Origin of the sequence: Pseudomonas sp. DG56-2 (assembly GCF_004803755.1) — a bacterium.
GTDB lineage: Bacteria > Pseudomonadota > Gammaproteobacteria > Pseudomonadales > Pseudomonadaceae > Aquipseudomonas > Aquipseudomonas auratipiscis.
In genome coordinates, this window is sequence record NZ_CP032311.1 from 4,765,723 (window position 1) to 4,781,387 (window position 15,665).

Annotated in this window: 13 protein-coding genes; 9 read left to right on the forward strand and 4 right to left on the reverse strand. The window is 57.7% G+C overall.

Annotated elements, in window-relative coordinates; translation table 11 throughout:
• Positions 1–2 precede the first annotated feature (2 nt).
• The 4 genes from gatB to D3Z90_RS21875 all read left to right on the forward strand — a co-directional run bounded on the left by gatB (position 3) and on the right by D3Z90_RS21875 (position 3,405).
• Positions 3–1,448, forward strand: a complete 1,446-nt coding sequence (gatB, locus tag D3Z90_RS21860; protein ID WP_136477989.1) for an Asp-tRNA(Asn)/Glu-tRNA(Gln) amidotransferase subunit GatB — start codon at positions 3–5, stop codon at positions 1,446–1,448.
• 91 nt (positions 1,449–1,539) lie between these two features.
• Positions 1,540–1,911, forward strand: coding sequence for a septal ring lytic transglycosylase RlpA family protein (locus D3Z90_RS21865; RefSeq protein ID WP_136477990.1), 372 nt, complete (start codon positions 1,540–1,542; stop codon positions 1,909–1,911).
• Between the two features lie 62 nt (positions 1,912–1,973).
• Positions 1,974–3,017: a calcium/sodium antiporter gene (locus D3Z90_RS21870; RefSeq protein WP_136477991.1), complete on the forward strand. Its 1,044-nt coding sequence runs from the start codon at positions 1,974–1,976 to the stop codon at positions 3,015–3,017.
• A 10-nt stretch (positions 3,018–3,027) separates the two neighbouring features.
• Positions 3,028–3,405 carry a carboxymuconolactone decarboxylase family protein gene (locus D3Z90_RS21875; protein ID WP_136477992.1) on the forward strand — a complete coding sequence of 126 codons (378 nt, stop codon included), beginning with the start codon at positions 3,028–3,030 and terminating at the stop codon, positions 3,403–3,405.
• Between the two features lie 24 nt (positions 3,406–3,429).
• On the opposite strand, the gene D3Z90_RS21880 is transcribed toward D3Z90_RS21875, so the two are convergent.
• The 4 genes from D3Z90_RS21880 to D3Z90_RS21895 form a co-directional block, all read right to left on the reverse strand.
• The gene (locus tag D3Z90_RS21880; protein WP_136477993.1) at positions 3,430–4,803 is read right to left on the reverse strand and encodes an amino acid permease; all 1,374 of its coding nucleotides are present in this window, start codon (positions 4,801–4,803) and stop codon (positions 3,430–3,432) included.
• 51 nt (positions 4,804–4,854) lie between these two features.
• Positions 4,855–5,796: an AEC family transporter gene (locus tag D3Z90_RS21885; protein WP_136477994.1), complete on the reverse strand. Its 942-nt coding sequence runs from the start codon at positions 5,794–5,796 to the stop codon at positions 4,855–4,857.
• Positions 5,797–5,903: 107 nt separating this feature from the next.
• A complete protein-coding gene (locus D3Z90_RS21890; protein WP_136477995.1) occupies positions 5,904–6,464 on the reverse strand; it encodes a response regulator transcription factor in 561 nt (186 codons plus the stop codon).
• Positions 6,464–7,720, reverse strand: coding sequence for an ATP-binding protein (locus tag D3Z90_RS21895; RefSeq protein ID WP_136477996.1), 1,257 nt, complete (start codon positions 7,718–7,720; stop codon positions 6,464–6,466). Before D3Z90_RS21895 ends, D3Z90_RS21890 begins: the two co-directional genes overlap by 1 nt.
• 202 nt (positions 7,721–7,922) lie before the next feature.
• Between D3Z90_RS21895 and D3Z90_RS21900 the strand changes: the two genes are divergently transcribed.
• The 5 genes from D3Z90_RS21900 to D3Z90_RS21920 all read left to right on the forward strand — a co-directional run bounded on the left by D3Z90_RS21900 (position 7,923) and on the right by D3Z90_RS21920 (position 15,639).
• Positions 7,923–8,636 carry an SIMPL domain-containing protein gene (locus D3Z90_RS21900; protein WP_136477997.1) on the forward strand — a complete coding sequence of 238 codons (714 nt, stop codon included), beginning with the start codon at positions 7,923–7,925 and terminating at the stop codon, positions 8,634–8,636.
• 315 nt (positions 8,637–8,951) lie between these two features.
• The gene (locus D3Z90_RS21905; RefSeq protein ID WP_136477998.1) at positions 8,952–10,577 is read left to right on the forward strand and encodes an ABC transporter substrate-binding protein; all 1,626 of its coding nucleotides are present in this window, start codon (positions 8,952–8,954) and stop codon (positions 10,575–10,577) included.
• Positions 10,578–10,828: 251 nt separating this feature from the next.
• Positions 10,829–12,421, forward strand: a complete 1,593-nt coding sequence (locus tag D3Z90_RS21910; protein WP_136477999.1) for an ABC transporter substrate-binding protein — start codon at positions 10,829–10,831, stop codon at positions 12,419–12,421.
• Positions 12,422–12,643: 222 nt separating this feature from the next.
• The gene (locus D3Z90_RS21915) at positions 12,644–13,969 is read left to right on the forward strand and encodes an OprD family porin (RefSeq protein WP_136479022.1); all 1,326 of its coding nucleotides are present in this window, start codon (positions 12,644–12,646) and stop codon (positions 13,967–13,969) included.
• A 74-nt stretch (positions 13,970–14,043) separates the two neighbouring features.
• A complete protein-coding gene (locus D3Z90_RS21920) occupies positions 14,044–15,639 on the forward strand; it encodes an ABC transporter substrate-binding protein (protein ID WP_136478000.1) in 1,596 nt (531 codons plus the stop codon).
• Positions 15,640–15,665: the final 26 nt, after the last annotated feature.

Below are 15,665 nucleotides of genomic sequence, written 5' to 3' on the forward strand. Positions count from 1 at the left end.
ACATGCAATGGGAAGTTGTCATCGGGCTGGAGATTCACACCCAGCTCGCCACCCAGTCGAAGATTTTCTCCGGCAGCGCCACCACCTTCGGTTCCGAACCGAACACCCAGGCCAGCCTGATCGACCTGGGCATGCCCGGCGTACTGCCGGTGCTCAACCAGGAAGCTGTGCGTATGGCCTGCATGTTCGGTCTGGCGATTGACGCCGAGATCGGTCATCACAACGTCTTCGCGCGCAAGAACTACTTCTACCCTGATTTGCCCAAGGGCTACCAGATCAGCCAGATGGAGCTGCCGATTGTCGGCAAGGGCCACTTGGACATCGCCCTTGAAGACGGCACCGTCAAGCGTATCGGCATTACCCGCGCGCACCTGGAAGAAGACGCCGGCAAAAGCCTGCACGAAGATTTCAGCGGCTCCACCGGTATCGACCTGAACCGTGCCGGCACCCCGTTGCTCGAAATCGTTTCCGAACCGGAGATGAGCAGCGCCAAGGAAGCGGTCGCCTACGTCAAGGCTATCCACGCCCTGGTCCGTTATCTGGGCATCTGCGACGGGAACATGGCTGAAGGTTCGCTGCGTTGCGACTGCAACGTTTCGATCAGACCAAAAGGCCAGGTTGAATTCGGCACCCGCTGCGAGATCAAGAACGTCAACTCGTTCCGCTTCATCGAGCGCGCGATCAACAGCGAAATCCAGCGCCAGATCGAACTGATCGAAGATGGCGGCAAGGTCGTCCAGGAAACCCGTCTGTACGATCCGAACAAGGACGAGACGCGCTCCATGCGCAGCAAAGAGGAAGCCAACGACTACCGTTACTTCCCCGATCCGGACCTGCTGCCAGTGGTCATCGAAGGCGCGTTCCTCGACACCATTCGCGCCACCCTTCCAGAACTGCCACCGCAGAAGCGCGAGCGCTTCCAGAGCCAGTTCGGCCTGTCGGCCTACGACGCCAACGTGCTGGCATCGAGCCGCGAACAAGCCGACTACTTCGAGCAGGTAGTGACGGTATGCGGCGACGCCAAACTGGCCGCCAACTGGGTCATGGTCGAGTTGGGCAGCCTGCTCAACAAGCTTGGCCTGGAAATTGACCAGGCTCCGGTCACTGCAGCGCAGTTGGGCGGCATGCTGCAGCGTATCCTCGACAACACCATCAGCGGCAAGATTGCCAAGGTTGTGTTCGAGAAGATGGCGGCGGGTGAAGGTGATGCTGACCAGATCATCGAAGCCGAAGGCCTCAAGCAAGTGACTGACAGCGGTGCAATCGAGAAGGTGCTGGACGAAATGCTCGCCGCCAATGCCGAGCAGGTCGAACAGTACCGTGCCGCCGATGAAGCCAAGCGCGGCAAGATGTTCGGCTTCTTCGTCGGTCAGGCCATGAAAGCCTCCAAGGGCAAGGCCAACCCGCAGCAAGTGAACCAATTGCTCAAAAGCAAGCTCGAAGGGTAATTCGCGTCACCTGCTTTTCGCCGACACACCGGCTCCTACACAGTAGGAGCTGGTGTGCCCGCGAAAGCCACCCCACGGAGCATCTGCACACATGTGGCGTCCCCTCAGCGCACTCGCGCTTTTTACCCTGCTGGCCGGTTGTGCCAGCCACAATATTGATCCTCGCGGTTACGACAAATCCGGCACTGCCTCCTATTACGGCTCCCGTCACCATGGCAAACGTACTGCCAGTGGCGAGCCCTTCAATCAAAATGCCATGACCGCGGCCCACCGCAGCTTGCCATTTGGCACCCAGGTCAAGGTCACCAACCTCAACAACGACCGTAGCGTAATTGTGCGCATCAATGACCGCGGCCCCCATACCCGCGGGCGATTGATTGACCTGTCACGGGCTGCCGCAGAAAAACTGGGCATGATCCGTAGCGGAACGGCGCGTGTACGGGTACAAAGTCTCAGCGACTGACGCTGTTACGGAGCACGATCATTTTCGACCTGGCCGCCTTACCCACCTTCAGCCTGCTGCAACTGGCGGTAGGCTTGCTGTTGCTCATCACCGGCGCCGAACTGCTGGTACGTTCGGCCCTGCGTCTGGCCGCCAGCCTGCAGGTTCGCCCACTGATCATCGGCTTGAGCCTGGTAGCCTTCGGCAGCAGTGCGCCGCAGCTGACGGTCAGCCTGCAGGCAGCCTACACCGGGGCCCCAGACGTGGCGGTGGGCAGCGTAATTGGCAGCAACATTTTCAACATCCTGGTCATCCTCGGCCTCGCAGCCCTGATCATCCCACTTCGAGTCTCGCGCCAACTGGTGCGCCTGGATATACCGCTGATGATCGGCGCCAGCCTGCTGGTCTACCTGCTGGCACTCAATGAATTGCTTGGCCGACTCGAGGGGATGTTGCTGTTACTGGCCTTGGTCGCCTATCTGGCGGTGCTTTGGCATCAGTCGCGTCACTATGCACGCACCTTCCCTGCTCCCGGCCCACGCCCGCAGCAAGACGGCGGGTTTTGGCTTACCAGCCTGTTGATGATGCTTGCCGGGTTGGGCTTGTTGAGTGTGGCCGGCCATTTGCTGCTGGAAGCCGCTGTCGAAGTTGCCAGCGACCTGGGGCTGTCTGAACGCGTAATCGGCCTGACAGTCGTTGCGGTCTGCACTTCTCTACCGGAGTTGGCCACCTCGCTGATTGCCGCACTGCGCGGCGAGCGGGAAATTGCCGTGGGCAACGTGATTGGCAGCAATTTGTTCAACCTCCTGGGAGTGCTCGGCCTTACCGCCCTGCTGGCCCCTGAGCCGCTGTCCATCTCCCCTAACGCCCTGGATTTCGACCTGCCGGTAATGCTTGGCGTCGCCGCCTTGAGCCTACCAGTGTTCTACTCGGGCTATCGCGTGACCCGCGCCGAAGGTCTGGTGTTTCTTGGCTTGTACCTGGCTTATGGTTTGCACGTGGTGGCCTTCACCACGGGCATGCCATTGGCCACCCGCTTGGAAAAACTGATGCTGTTCTATGCGCTGCCTGCACTAGGCGCGCTCTTGCTGTATACCACCCTGCGCGCCTGGCGCCGCCAACACTAAGGAAAACAAGATGGGCGACAACACCAAAACCGGCGAGCAGGTCCGCCGCCAAGTCATGGGCGACACCTTTGTCGACCGTGCACTGGGAAATGCCACAGCGTTCACCCAGCCGCTACAGGACTTCGTCAACGAACATGCCTGGGGCAGTGTATGGAGCCGTGAAGGTTTGCCGTTGAAAACCCGCAGCCTGATTACCCTGGCTGCGCTGACAGCACTTAAATGCCCACAGGAACTCAAGGGCCACGTACGCGGCGCCTTGAACAATGGTTGCAGTGTCGAAGAGATTCGTGAAGCGTTGCTGCATTGCGCAGTGTATGCCGGTGTTCCGGCGGCAATCGACGCGTTTCGCGCCGCCCAGGAAGTGATCGATAGCTACCAGAACAGCTGATCGATCACCTCCAGGCACAGGTCGTCAATCGGCAGCGACGGCGGCCTTGTGGCCTTTCTTCTTCAACCAGAAAGCCACACCCAGTACCGCCAGCCAGGCTGGAATCAGCAACACCGAAATGCGGATGCCTGGGGTCAGGTACATGATGACCAGAATCAGGGCCAGAAAACCCAGGCACACATAGTTGGTCAGCGGATAGCCCCAGCTCTTGTAGAACGTCGTTTGGCCTGCAGCATGCTTGGCGCGACGGAACTTCAAGTGGGTAATGCTGATAATGCCCCAGTTGATTACCAGCGATGACACCACCAACGCCATCAGCAAGCCAAAGGCTTCAGCCGGCATCAGGTAGTTGATTACCACACACAAGCCGGTCGCCAGCGCTGAAATCCCCAAGGCTGCCAACGGTACGCCCCTGGCATTGACCTTGAGCAGACGCTTGGGTGCATCACCCTGCACAGCCAGGCCGAAGAGCATGCGGCTGTTGCAGTACACACAGCTGTTGTAGACCGAAAGCGCCGCGGTCAGCACCACCAGGTTGAGGATGGTGGCGACAACGTTGCTGTCCAGGGCATGAAAAATCATCACGAAGGGACTGCCGCCCTGCACTACTTTCTGCCACGGATACAATGCCAACAGCACTGCAAGGGCACCAATGTAGAAAATCAGAATGCGATAGATAACCTGGTTAGTCGCGCGGGGAATGCTGTGCTTGGGATTGTCGGCTTCAGCGGCGGTGATACCCACCAGTTCCAGGCCACCGAAGGAAAACATGATCACTGCCAGGGCCATCATCAGGCCACCGATGCCATTGGGGAAAAAGCCGCCGTGCTGCCACAGGTTGGCAACGCTGGCGTCAGGCCCACCATTGCCACTGATCAGCAAGTAGCCACCAAAGGCAATCATGCTGACGATGGCAACGACCTTGATCAAAGCAAACCAGAACTCCATCTCGCCAAAGACTTTCACCTGGCTAAGGTTGATCAGGTTGATTATCGCGAAGAAGATGGCGGCGGTCGCCCAGGTCGGAAAGCCCGGCCACCAATACTGAATGTAAATACCCACGGCCGTCAGTTCGGCCATACCAACCAGTACGTAGAGCACCCAGTAGTTCCAGCCGGACATGAACCCGGCGAACTCGCTCCAGTAGCGATGAGCGAAGTGGCTGAAGGTGCCGGACACCGGCTCTTCGACCACCATCTCACCCAACTGGCGCATGATGAAAAAGGCAATCACACCGGCAATGGCATAACCGAGCAATACTGAGGGGCCGGCCAGCTGGATTGTTTGTGCAATCCCAAGAAACAGACCGGTGCCGATAGCGCCCCCCAGCGCAATCAACTGGATATGGCGGTTTTTCAGCCCCCGGTGCAGCCGTTCTGGGGTGATCTCGTCTTGCATGAAGTGTCCTCGAAGGTAAGAGGCAGTATTGGAATTATTTTTTTACAGAATCTAGATCCAGCCGCCCCACTGCAAGAAAAAGATGCCGATATTGGTGGTAATCGCTGCCATCAGCGTAGTTATTACGATGATCGCTGCGGCTAGCTGATGGTTGCCATTGCTGGATCGGGCCATCACATAGCTAGCAGCTGCCGTGGGACTACCGAAATAGAGGAACAAAATACCCAGTTCGGCGCCACGAAAACCACAGAGAAAAGCACCCACGGTGGCCAGTAGTGGCAGCCAGACCATTTTCAGCAGACTGACACTCACCGCCAACCCGCCACTTTGGCGCAGGGACGTCAGCGACAATGTGCCACCGATGCAAATCAGTGCCAGCGGCAAGGTCATTTGTGCAAGGTAATCGCTCGAGGTCAGCAGCCAATTAGGCAATGCAACCTGCCCATAAGCGAGCAGAGCCGCGAGCAGCACACTGATGATCAGTGGGTTGCGCAGAATGCTTTTGCAGATACTCCAGGGGTCGGACTTGGCACTGGGGCTGTACACCGCAAGCACCACCACTGATAGCGAGTTGTAGAGCAGGATGACCAGGCCGGCGAGAATAGCGCCGAGTGAAATGCCATAGTCGCCATACATGCTCGCCGCCAGCGCCAGACCAATCACCCCGTTGTTGCCGCGAAACGCACCTTGGGTGTAGATCCCGCGGTCTTCCCGCGGGCAACGCCAGATTGCCATGCCCCAGGCCAGACCAAAGCCGATAAGGGTGGCGGCGGCAAAATAGAGCAGCAATTGCGGCTGCACTGCCGTGGTCAGGTCGGCGTGATAAATCCCCAGGAACAGCAGCGCCGGCATACAAACGTTGAACACCAATGCCGAGGCGGTGTGGATAAAGCCGTCGTTGATTGCATGGATACGTTTGAGCAGCACGCCCATGAACAACATGGCAAACACAGGTGCCGTGATGTTCAGCGTCTGAAGGAAAAGGGCGAGCATGCGCAAGGGTTCCGTGGGTTGTCGTTAGGTGGCTAATGATACGCCAGCAACGACGCCACGCAATCGCAGAGCAGGTCTACGCCCATTGGGGCACCCAAGAATATGTTTCAGCGCCGAACCGGGCGCTTCTGCAGTTTGCGCTGCAAGGTACGACGATGCATACCCAGGGCACGTGCCGTGGCAGAGATATTACCTTCGTGCTCGGTCAACACGCGCTGAATATGTTCCCACTGCAGACGGTCTACCGACATCGGGTTTTCCGGTACCAGGCTGTCAAGATCTGCGTGGGTGGACAACAAGGCCGCCAGTACATCGTCGGCATCGGCCGGTTTGCACAGGTAGTTGCAGGCGCCGCGCTTGATGGCTTCCACCGCCGTAGCGATACTCGAGTAACCGGTGAGGATCACCACGCGCATTTCCGGATCGAGTTCAAGCAGCTTGGGCAACAACACCAGGCCCGAGTCGCCATCCATCTTCAAATCCAGGGCGGCGTAGTCCGGTACATCCTGCTGGGCAAGCAACAACCCCTCTTCAGCGGAACCCGCCGTGCTCACGCGAAAACCTCGGCGACTCATGGCCCGCGCCATGACTCGAGTAAAGGTGGCGTCGTCGTCTACCAGCAACAAGTGCGGGAGCTCTTCGCCTTCAACCTGGATTTCATCACTCATCACACATCTCCTCGCGCGTCACGCGGCAGGCGTAGCTCAGTGAGCGTACCGCCCTCTTCATGACTATAGAGTTTTACCGAGCCGCCAGCACGGGTAACGCTGGCCTTGCTCAAGAACAGGCCTAGGCCGAAACCCTTGCCCTTGGTAGTAAAGAAAGGTTTTCCGATCGATTCGGCTATGGCAGCCGGCACGCCCGGGCCATGATCGCGGATGCTGATCAGTACATCCTGGGCGTCCCAATCCAGGCGCACTTCGAGGTCATCCGGACAGGCATCGGCTGCATTGTTCAACAGGTTCAGTAGCGCCTGAGTAAGGTCCGGCGGTGGCGCCAGTTGCGGTACGCTGCCTTGCCCCAGGCGCTGAAAGCGATAGCTGGCCTCGGGACGCATCAAGTGCCAGCGATTGAGTGCCTCATCCAGCCAGGCAGTAACATCTTGAAGCTCCACCGCCATACGCCGGTTGGCTTCTGCAGCGCGCACAAGATTCTGCAGGGTTTCCTTGCACAACTTGACCTGATCCTGCAGCACCGCCAGGTCTTCCTGCAGCAATGGATCGTGGTGGTCCTGGCGCATTTCCTTGATCAGGACGCTCATGGTCGCCAGCGGCGTGCCCAACTCATGGGCAGCACCGGCGGCCTGAGTGGCGACAGCCAGCAACTGTTCGTCGCGCAGCCCTTCTTCGCGCCGCTCTGCACGCAACTGTTCCTGGCGACGTAACTCTTCAGCCATCTTCGCCGCAAAGAATGTGATCACCGCAGCAGCCAGGGCAATACTCAACCACATGCCGTAGACCTGCATTTTCTCCCGCGCCATAGGGAAGGTTTCCAGCGGGTAAAACTGCACCAGCAACAAACTGTAGGCCGCCAGGGCGATGCCCGAGAGCACCAATGAGTAGACCCAGGGCAAGGTCACCGCGGCAATAGCCAGAGGCACCAGGTAATAAGAAACGAATGGGTTGGTCGAGCCACCGGAGTAATACAACAAGGCGCTGTGGATCAACAGGTCGCAAGCGAGCTGGAAGGCGTATTCGAGTTCGGTGACCGGCAGCGACAAACGCAGGCGCAAGGCCGTAAAGGCACACAACAGGCTCGACAGGCCGAGCGTAATGACCAGCGACAACCAAGGCAGCGGCAGCAAGTCGGTCCAGTAGGCGACGCCCACCGAGCCTGCCTGGGCAGCCAGTACCAGAATGCGGATGAAGGTCAGGCGCCAGAGGTTCTGACGAGTTGCAGAAAGCATTTGTACGGGGGCGAGCATGAGCTCTCCTGATGAGTGCTCCAGGGCGAATCGTGGCGAGTATACCGAAGCTGCACCGTGGTCTGCAGGGATGCGGCAAAGCGCCACACTTTTTTACACAACAATGATGGCCTTTTTGAACCTCACTACACTGTTGCCAGTCTTATGAGCCTGCGTGGAATGGATTTCACAGCGTCCACGCCTCATTTTCAAGGAGTCATACATGCTTAATTCCCGTCGCAGCGCTGCTCTCGTGATGGCCTCCAGCCTGCTTGCCAGCCTTCCTGCCTTGGCAGAAGAGCCACGCTACAACCAGATCTCGCTGCGTGCTGAAGTCAGCAAAGAAGTTGCACGTGACTTGATGATTGTGACTTTGTACAGCGAAGCGCAGAACACCGACCCGGGCAAGCTGGCAAAAGAGATCACTGAGACCATGAACAAGGCGGTGGAGCAGGCCCGCGACGTCAAGGAGATCAAGATCAGTCAGGGCAGCCGCAACAGCTACCCGATTTACGACAACAAAGGCCAGAAAATCACTGGATGGCGTGAACGTGCCGAACTGCGCCTGGAAAGCGCCGACTTCCCGGCCTTGTCGAAGCTCACCGGTACCTTGCTGCAAGACCTGAAAATGGGCGGCATGGATTTCTCCATCGCCCCGGCAACGCGCAAGATCAGCGAAGACGACTTGCTCAAGGATGCAGTCAACGCCTTCAAGGCCCGTGCGCAGTTGGCCACTGAAGCTTTGGGTGGCAAGGGCTACAAAGTCGTCAACCTGAACCTCAATAGCAGCGGTTATCCGCATCCGTATGCCCGCAGTGCGCCTATGATGATGAAAGCGAGCATGGCCGAAGATGCAGCACCCGCGCCGGAAATCGAAGCGGGTACCAGCCAGGTCACCCTCAGTGCCGACGGTACCATTGAAATCCAGATGCCTTAAGTAGCGTTACCTTTTGTACTGTTCGCGGTAGCTGAGGCTGCCGCGAACCCCACTACATTCAGCACCTCAACGCACCAATGTGGTGCCTTAGGTGCGCCCGCCAACATGTAACATCTTCGAAACATCCATAAATTGAACCGCGCAAACGTTTAACTTCGTAGAAAAATTATACTGAGGCGACATTCCTGTACGTTCGTTCCACTGTTTGTCATCACGTATCAAATTCACTCTTGCATTAGGTACGGGCCCTGCATAAGTATCCAAAGGTCGGCTCACAAGGCCACCTCTATTAAAAATGACAACAATGAGGCCACCATGCTCAAACACGCGGTCATTCCGTTTCTAGTCGGCGCCGGCTTGCTTGCCAGCGCTCCATCCGCCCTAGCGGCGACTAACCTGGTGTTTTGCTCCGAAGGCAGTCCCGCTGGCTTCGACCCGGGGCAGTACACCACCGGAACAGACTTCGATGCTTCAGCCGAGACTGTCTTCAACCGATTGAGCCAGTTCGAGCGCGGCGGCACGGCAGTAATTCCAGGTCTGGCAACCAGCTGGGACGTTTCCCCCGACGGCCTGACCTACACCTTCCACTTGCGTGAAGGGGTTAAATTCCATACCACCGACTTCTTCAAGCCAACCCGCGAATTCAACGCCGACGATGTCCTGTTCACCTTCAATCGAATGCTCGACAAGGACATGCCGTTCCGCAAGGCCTATCCAACCGAGTTCCCGTACTTCACTGACATGGGCATGGACAAAAACATCGCCAAGGTCGAGAAGATCGACGATCACACCGTCAGGTTCACCCTCAATGGTGTCGACGCAGCATTCATCCAGAACATGGCGATGAGCTTCGCCTCAATCCAGTCCGCCGAATACGCCGAGCAATTGCTCAAGCAGGGCAAACCCGCCGATCTCAATCAAAAGCCGATCGGCACCGGTCCTTTCGTGTTCAGCAAATACCAGAAAGATGCGCAGATCCGCTTCAAGGGCAACAAGGACTACTGGCAACCCGATGACGTGAAGATCGATAACCTGATCTTCGCCATCACCACCGACGCTTCGGTGCGGATGCAGAAGCTGAAGAAAAACGAATGCCAGGTCACGCTGTTCCCACGACCCGCCGACATCGAGCCACTCAAGGCAGACCCGAACCTGAAGATGCCCGACCAGGCCGGTTTCAACCTCGGCTACATCGCCTACAACGTGATGGACAAGATAAAGGGCAGCAACGAACCCAACCCCATGGCCCAACTCAAGGTTCGCCAGGCCCTGGACATGGCGGTGAACAAACAGCAGATCATCGACTCGGTCTACCAAGGTGCCGGGCAACTGGCGGTCAACGCTATGCCGCCAACCCAATGGTCCTACGACACCACCATCAAAGATGTGCCATACGATCCGGAAAAAGCCAAACAGTTGCTCAAGGAAGCCGGGGTCAAAGAAGGCACCGAGATCACCCTATGGGCCATGCCGGTTCAACGCCCCTACAACCCCAACGCCAAATTGATGGCCGAAATGCTGCAGTCCGACTGGGGCAAGATCGGTATCAAGGCCAAGATCATCAGCTACGAGTGGGGCGAGTACATCAAGCGCTCCAAGGGCGGCGAGAACGGCGCAATGCTGATTGGTTGGAGCGGTGACAACGGCGACCCGGACAACTGGCTTGGCACTCTGTTCGGCTGCGACGCCATCAGCGGTAACAACTTCTCGAAATGGTGTGACCCTGAATACGACAAGCTGATCAAAGAGGCCAAGGCCACTTCTGACCAAGCCAAGCGTACCGAGCTGTACAAGCAAGCCCAGCATCGCCTCAAAGACCAGGTTCCAATGACACCGATCGCTCACTCGACGGTGTATCAACCTATGCGCGCCACCGTACAGGACTTCAAGATCAGCCCATTCGGCTTGAACTCCTTCTATGGGGTCAGCGTCAGCAAATAGCCGCCAACTTCTTCAGCCTTGCGACGCAATGACGTCCAGGGCTGAAGCCCGAGGCTTGGCAGGCAATCCGCCCGTGCAACGACAAGGAAAAGTCGTACCGCACTCTCGGAATCTTCCTACACATCTATACGGAATTGTACCTCGCTGAAGTGCGCTGATGGCCTTACCGTCAAAGCTCCACTTCAGTCGGTGCGATCCGCATGGCTGTGCGCCTTGAACCGCTCAAAACAACAAGAGAGAAGGGATTGCCCATGCGCCATACCTCCATTTTTGCAGCTTTACTGGGCCTCGGCCTGCTCACCCAGGCCCCCCAGGGGCTGGCCAAGAACCTGGTGTTCTGCTCCGAAGGCAGCCCAGGCGGTTTCGACACCGCCCAATACACCAGCGCCACCGACAACGACGCCGCCGAGCCGATCTATAACCGCCTGGTAGAGTTCGAACGCGGAGCTACCGCAGTAAAGCCAGCGCTGGCAAAAAGCTGGGAGGTTTCGCCGGACGGCCTGACCTACACCTTCCACCTGCGCGAAGGGGTCAAATTTCACAGCAACAAGGAATTCACGCCGACCCGCGAGTTCGACGCCGACGACGTGCTATTCACTTTCAAGCGCATGCTCGACCGCGAACACCCTTTTCGCAAGGCCTATCCCACCGAGTTTCCCTATTTCACCAGCATGAGCCTGGACAAAAACATTGCCCGGATCGAGAGAACCGACGCGATGACAGTGGTATTCACCCTCAACAGCGTCGATGCCGCTTTCGTGCAGAACCTGGCAATGAGCTTTGCTTCGATCCTTTCCGCCGAATACGCCCACCAGCTGATGACCTCTGGCCGGCCCAGCGATATCAACCAGAAACCCATCGGCACCGGTCCGTTCGTATTTCAGCGCTATCAGAAGGACTCGCAGATCCGCTACCGCGGCAACAAGGATTACTGGGACCCCAGCCAGGTCAAGATCGAGCAACTGATCTTCTCGATCAACGTCGACCCCTCGGTACGCATCCAAAAACTGCGCAAGGACGAGTGTCAGGTCACCCTCAATCCCCGCCCTGCCGACCTCGACAGCCTCAAGCGTGATCCAAAACTGCAGGTCATCGAAAAGCCCGGGTTCAACCTCGGCTACATCGCCTACAACGTTCAACACAAACCGTTCGACCAGCTCGAAGTACGCCAGGCGATGGATATGGCGGTGAACAAGTCGGCCATCGTCAAAGCGGTGTACCAACATGCCGGACAACTGGCGGTCGGCAGCATGCCACCCACGCAATGGTCCTACGACGACACCATCAAGGATGCAGATTACAACCCGGACAAAGCCCGCGAGCTGCTCAAGGCTGCAGGCGTCAAAGAAGGCAGCGAAATCACCCTGTGGGCTATGCCTGTGCAACGCCCCTACAACCCCAACGCTAAGCTGATGGCCGAAATGCTCCAGGCTGACTGGAGCAAAATCGGCTTCAAAGTGAAAATTGTCAGCTACGAGTGGGGGGAATATCTCAAGCGCACCAAGGATGGTGAACACGATGTAACGCTGATCGGCTGGACCGGTGACAACGGCGACCCAGACAACTGGCTGGGCACGCTCTACAGCTGTGATGCGATTGGCAGCAACAACTATTCAATGTGGTGTGACCCGCAGTATGACGCTCTGGTCAAGCAAGCCAAGACCGTTACCGACCGCGAGCAACGCACCGTTCTCTACAAACAGGCGCAACAACGGCTGCGACAGCAATTGCCTATCACCCCGATTGCGCACTCGACGGTCAACCAGCCGCTCAGTGCCAAGGTCGTGGATTTCAAGGTCAGTCCGTTCGGACGTAACAGCTTCTCAGGCGTCAGCACCGAATAAAAACCGGGATCGTCCAAGGGGGTGAACACCATCCCCACGGGCGATCGTTGCCCGAATAAGACCGTTTGTGCTCAAGCAAACGTTTGCAAGGCTTGCTGCAACCGGCAAGACGCCCAGCTCACGAGGCCAGGCGGCAACTAAAAAAAGAAAAGAAAAGGGAGCTTCAACTTGAGACGAACCCAAACTGCAGTATTGGCCCTGTCCCTTGGTGGCTTGTCAACCATGGCCCAGGCCGAACCCGCGAGCCAGGACTATGTTCCGCTCAGCGTCAAAACCACCAGTGCCCAAGAACAAGCCACAGGTTTCATCGAGGGACACAGCCTGTCCGGCTCGACACGTAACTGGTATGCCCGCGAACGTGCCACCCGCGCACCGCTTTGGAAGTATTACAAGAGTGATGGCACTCGCCACGATACCCACAGCCGTGACAACTGGCTGCAAGGCACCATTCTCAATTACAGCTCCGGCTTCACCCAAGGCACCGTAGGCTTCGCCACAGAAGTCGCAGCCTATAACGCCGTGGCCCTGGAGCAAGGCCGTGCCGCCGTCGCCGGACCGAACAATCGCACCCTTACCCATAGTGACGGTGATGTCATCGGCCAATGGAGCAAGATGGGCCTGGCCAACGTCAAGGCGCGGGTCTCCAACACTACCCTGACCGCCGGCCGCCACTCGGTGGATACACCGGTGATTGCGTACATCGGCAACCGCGCCCTGCCCTCAAGTTTCCAGGGTGTGAGCATTCATAGCGAAGAGTTCAACAACCTGTCGTTCGACGTCGGCTCCTTTGATCGCGTCTCGCCACGCACGGAGCAGAGCTTGAGCAAATTCCGCTCCGAGTACGCGGCCAATGGTGTAGAAACTGATCGCATCAGCATGGCCGGCATCACCTACCAGCCACTGCAAAGCCTGAGGACCAGCCTGTATGCTTCCAAGGTCGAGGATTTCTGGAACCAGTACTACTTCAGTGCCAACCATGAGCTGGGCGACAGTTCGGTAGTGAGCCTGAACACCGGGCTGAACTACTACAAAACCAAGGACGAGGGACGCAGCAAACTTGGTGAAATTGACAACGATACCTACAGCCTGTCGCTGGGGCTCACGCATCAGGCGCACAACCTGACGTTCTCCTACCAGCAGGTCAACGGTAACGAGTACTTCGACTACCTGCATGAAACCAACGCCATCTTCCTGGCCAACTCCCTGCTTTCGGACTTCAACGGTCCGAACGAAAAATCGATGCAGATAGCTTATGTGTTGAACATGGCCCAGTACGGCGTACCAGGTTTGAAATTCAACCTATACAACGCACGCGGCTGGGGCATCGATGGCACACACTACAAGGGCACTGGCTATGACGTGCAGAACCAGGACGGCGAGAACCATTATGAGTGGGGTATCGGTACCAGCTATGCCGTGCAGAGCGGTGCGCTCAAGGACACCACTGTCCGCGCGACCTACACCGCCCACCGGGCGAGCAAGGCCCAGGCGGACGGCAGTCTCGATGAGCTGCGCATCGTGACCACCATTCCGTTCAACATTCTCTAGCAACGGCAGCCACGACCGGTTCGCTGAATCGGTCGTGGCGACTACGCTGGCTTAATTGATAGCAGGGAGAGTTCATGAAATCGCTACCGCTACAGGCTGCCCTGACAGCCGTCCTGTTGAGCGCCGCTGCAAGCCTGTCGGCCAAGCCGTTGGTGGTCTGTACCGAAGCCAGCCCGGAAGGCTTCGATATCGTCCAGTACACCACCGCGGTGACTGCCGATGCGTCGGCTGAAACCATTTTCAATCGCCTGGTGGACTTCAAGCCCGGCACCACTGAAATCCAGCCGGCCCTGGCCGAGCGCTGGGAGATCAGTGCCGACGGCATGACCTATACCTTTCACTTGCGCGAAGGTGTGAAGTTCCACACCACTGCCTACTTCACACCGACTCGTCCACTGAATGCCGACGATGTGCTGTGGAGCTTCCGTCGCCAGCTGGACTCCAACCATCCGTGGCACAACAAGACCAGCATCGGCTTTCCCTATTTTGAAAGCATGGGGTTCAAGGCCCTGATCAAGAGCGTCGAGAAAACCGATGATCACACCGTAGTCTTTACCCTTAATCGTCCTGAAGCGCCGTTCTTGCCTGATCTGGCCATGGCCTTCACCTCGATCTACTCGGCGGAGTACGGCGACCAGTTGCTCAAGGCCGGACAAACAGCAGCGCTCAACAGCAAACCTATTGGCACCGGTCCGTTCATCTTCCAGCGTTACAACAAGGACGCCCAGGTTCGCTATAAAGCCAATCCGGACTACTTTCGCGGCAAACCACCCGCCGATGCCCTGATCTTCGCCATCGCCACCGACAACAACGTGCGCTTGCAGAAGCTCAAAGCAAATGAGTGCCAGGTGGCGCTTTATCCCAAGCCGGATGACATCGACAGCATCAAGGCAGATCCCACACTCAAGGTTGCCGAAATGGAGGCGTTGACCACCGGCTACATCTCGCTCAATACCGAACACAAATACTTGAGTGACGTGCGCGTGCGCAAAGCGATCAACATCGCCTTCGATCGCCAGACCCATGTCGACCAGTTGTTTGGCAAAGGCAATGCGCTCGTGGCGATCAACCCCTATCCGCCAACACTGATGGGCTACAACACCAGTAACCGCAACCCACCCCGCGACCTCGACAAGGCCCGCGACCTGCTCAAGCAAGCCGGCGTACCGCCCGGTACAGTGCTGACCCTATTCACCCGCAATGGCGGCGGCCCGACCAACCCCAACCCCCGCCTGAGTGCAGAAATGCTTCAGGCCGACCTTGCCAGGATCGGTTTGAAAGTCGATATCCGTATCATGGAGTGGGCCGAAATGCTGCGCCGGGCGAAAAAGGGTGAAGCCGATATGGTCTCTACCGGCTGGGCAGGCGACAACGGCGACCCGGACAATTTCCTGACTCCCCTGCTCAGTTGCGATGCAGTCAAAAGCGGAGAGAACTATGCACGCTGGTGCAATAAGACATTCCAGGCATTGATCGACAAGGCACGTACAGTGTCCGACACAGATGAGCGCGCAGCGCTCTATGTAAAGGCCCTGGCGGTGTACGATGAAGATCAACCGTGGATCAGCATGGCGCATCCGAAGATGTTCACTGCCATGCGTAGCAACGTGGAGGGGTACCACATCAACCCCCTCACCAATAACAACTTCGCCACCACCCAGGTGAAGTAGAACAAGAACGACCGTCAGTGCCCTAC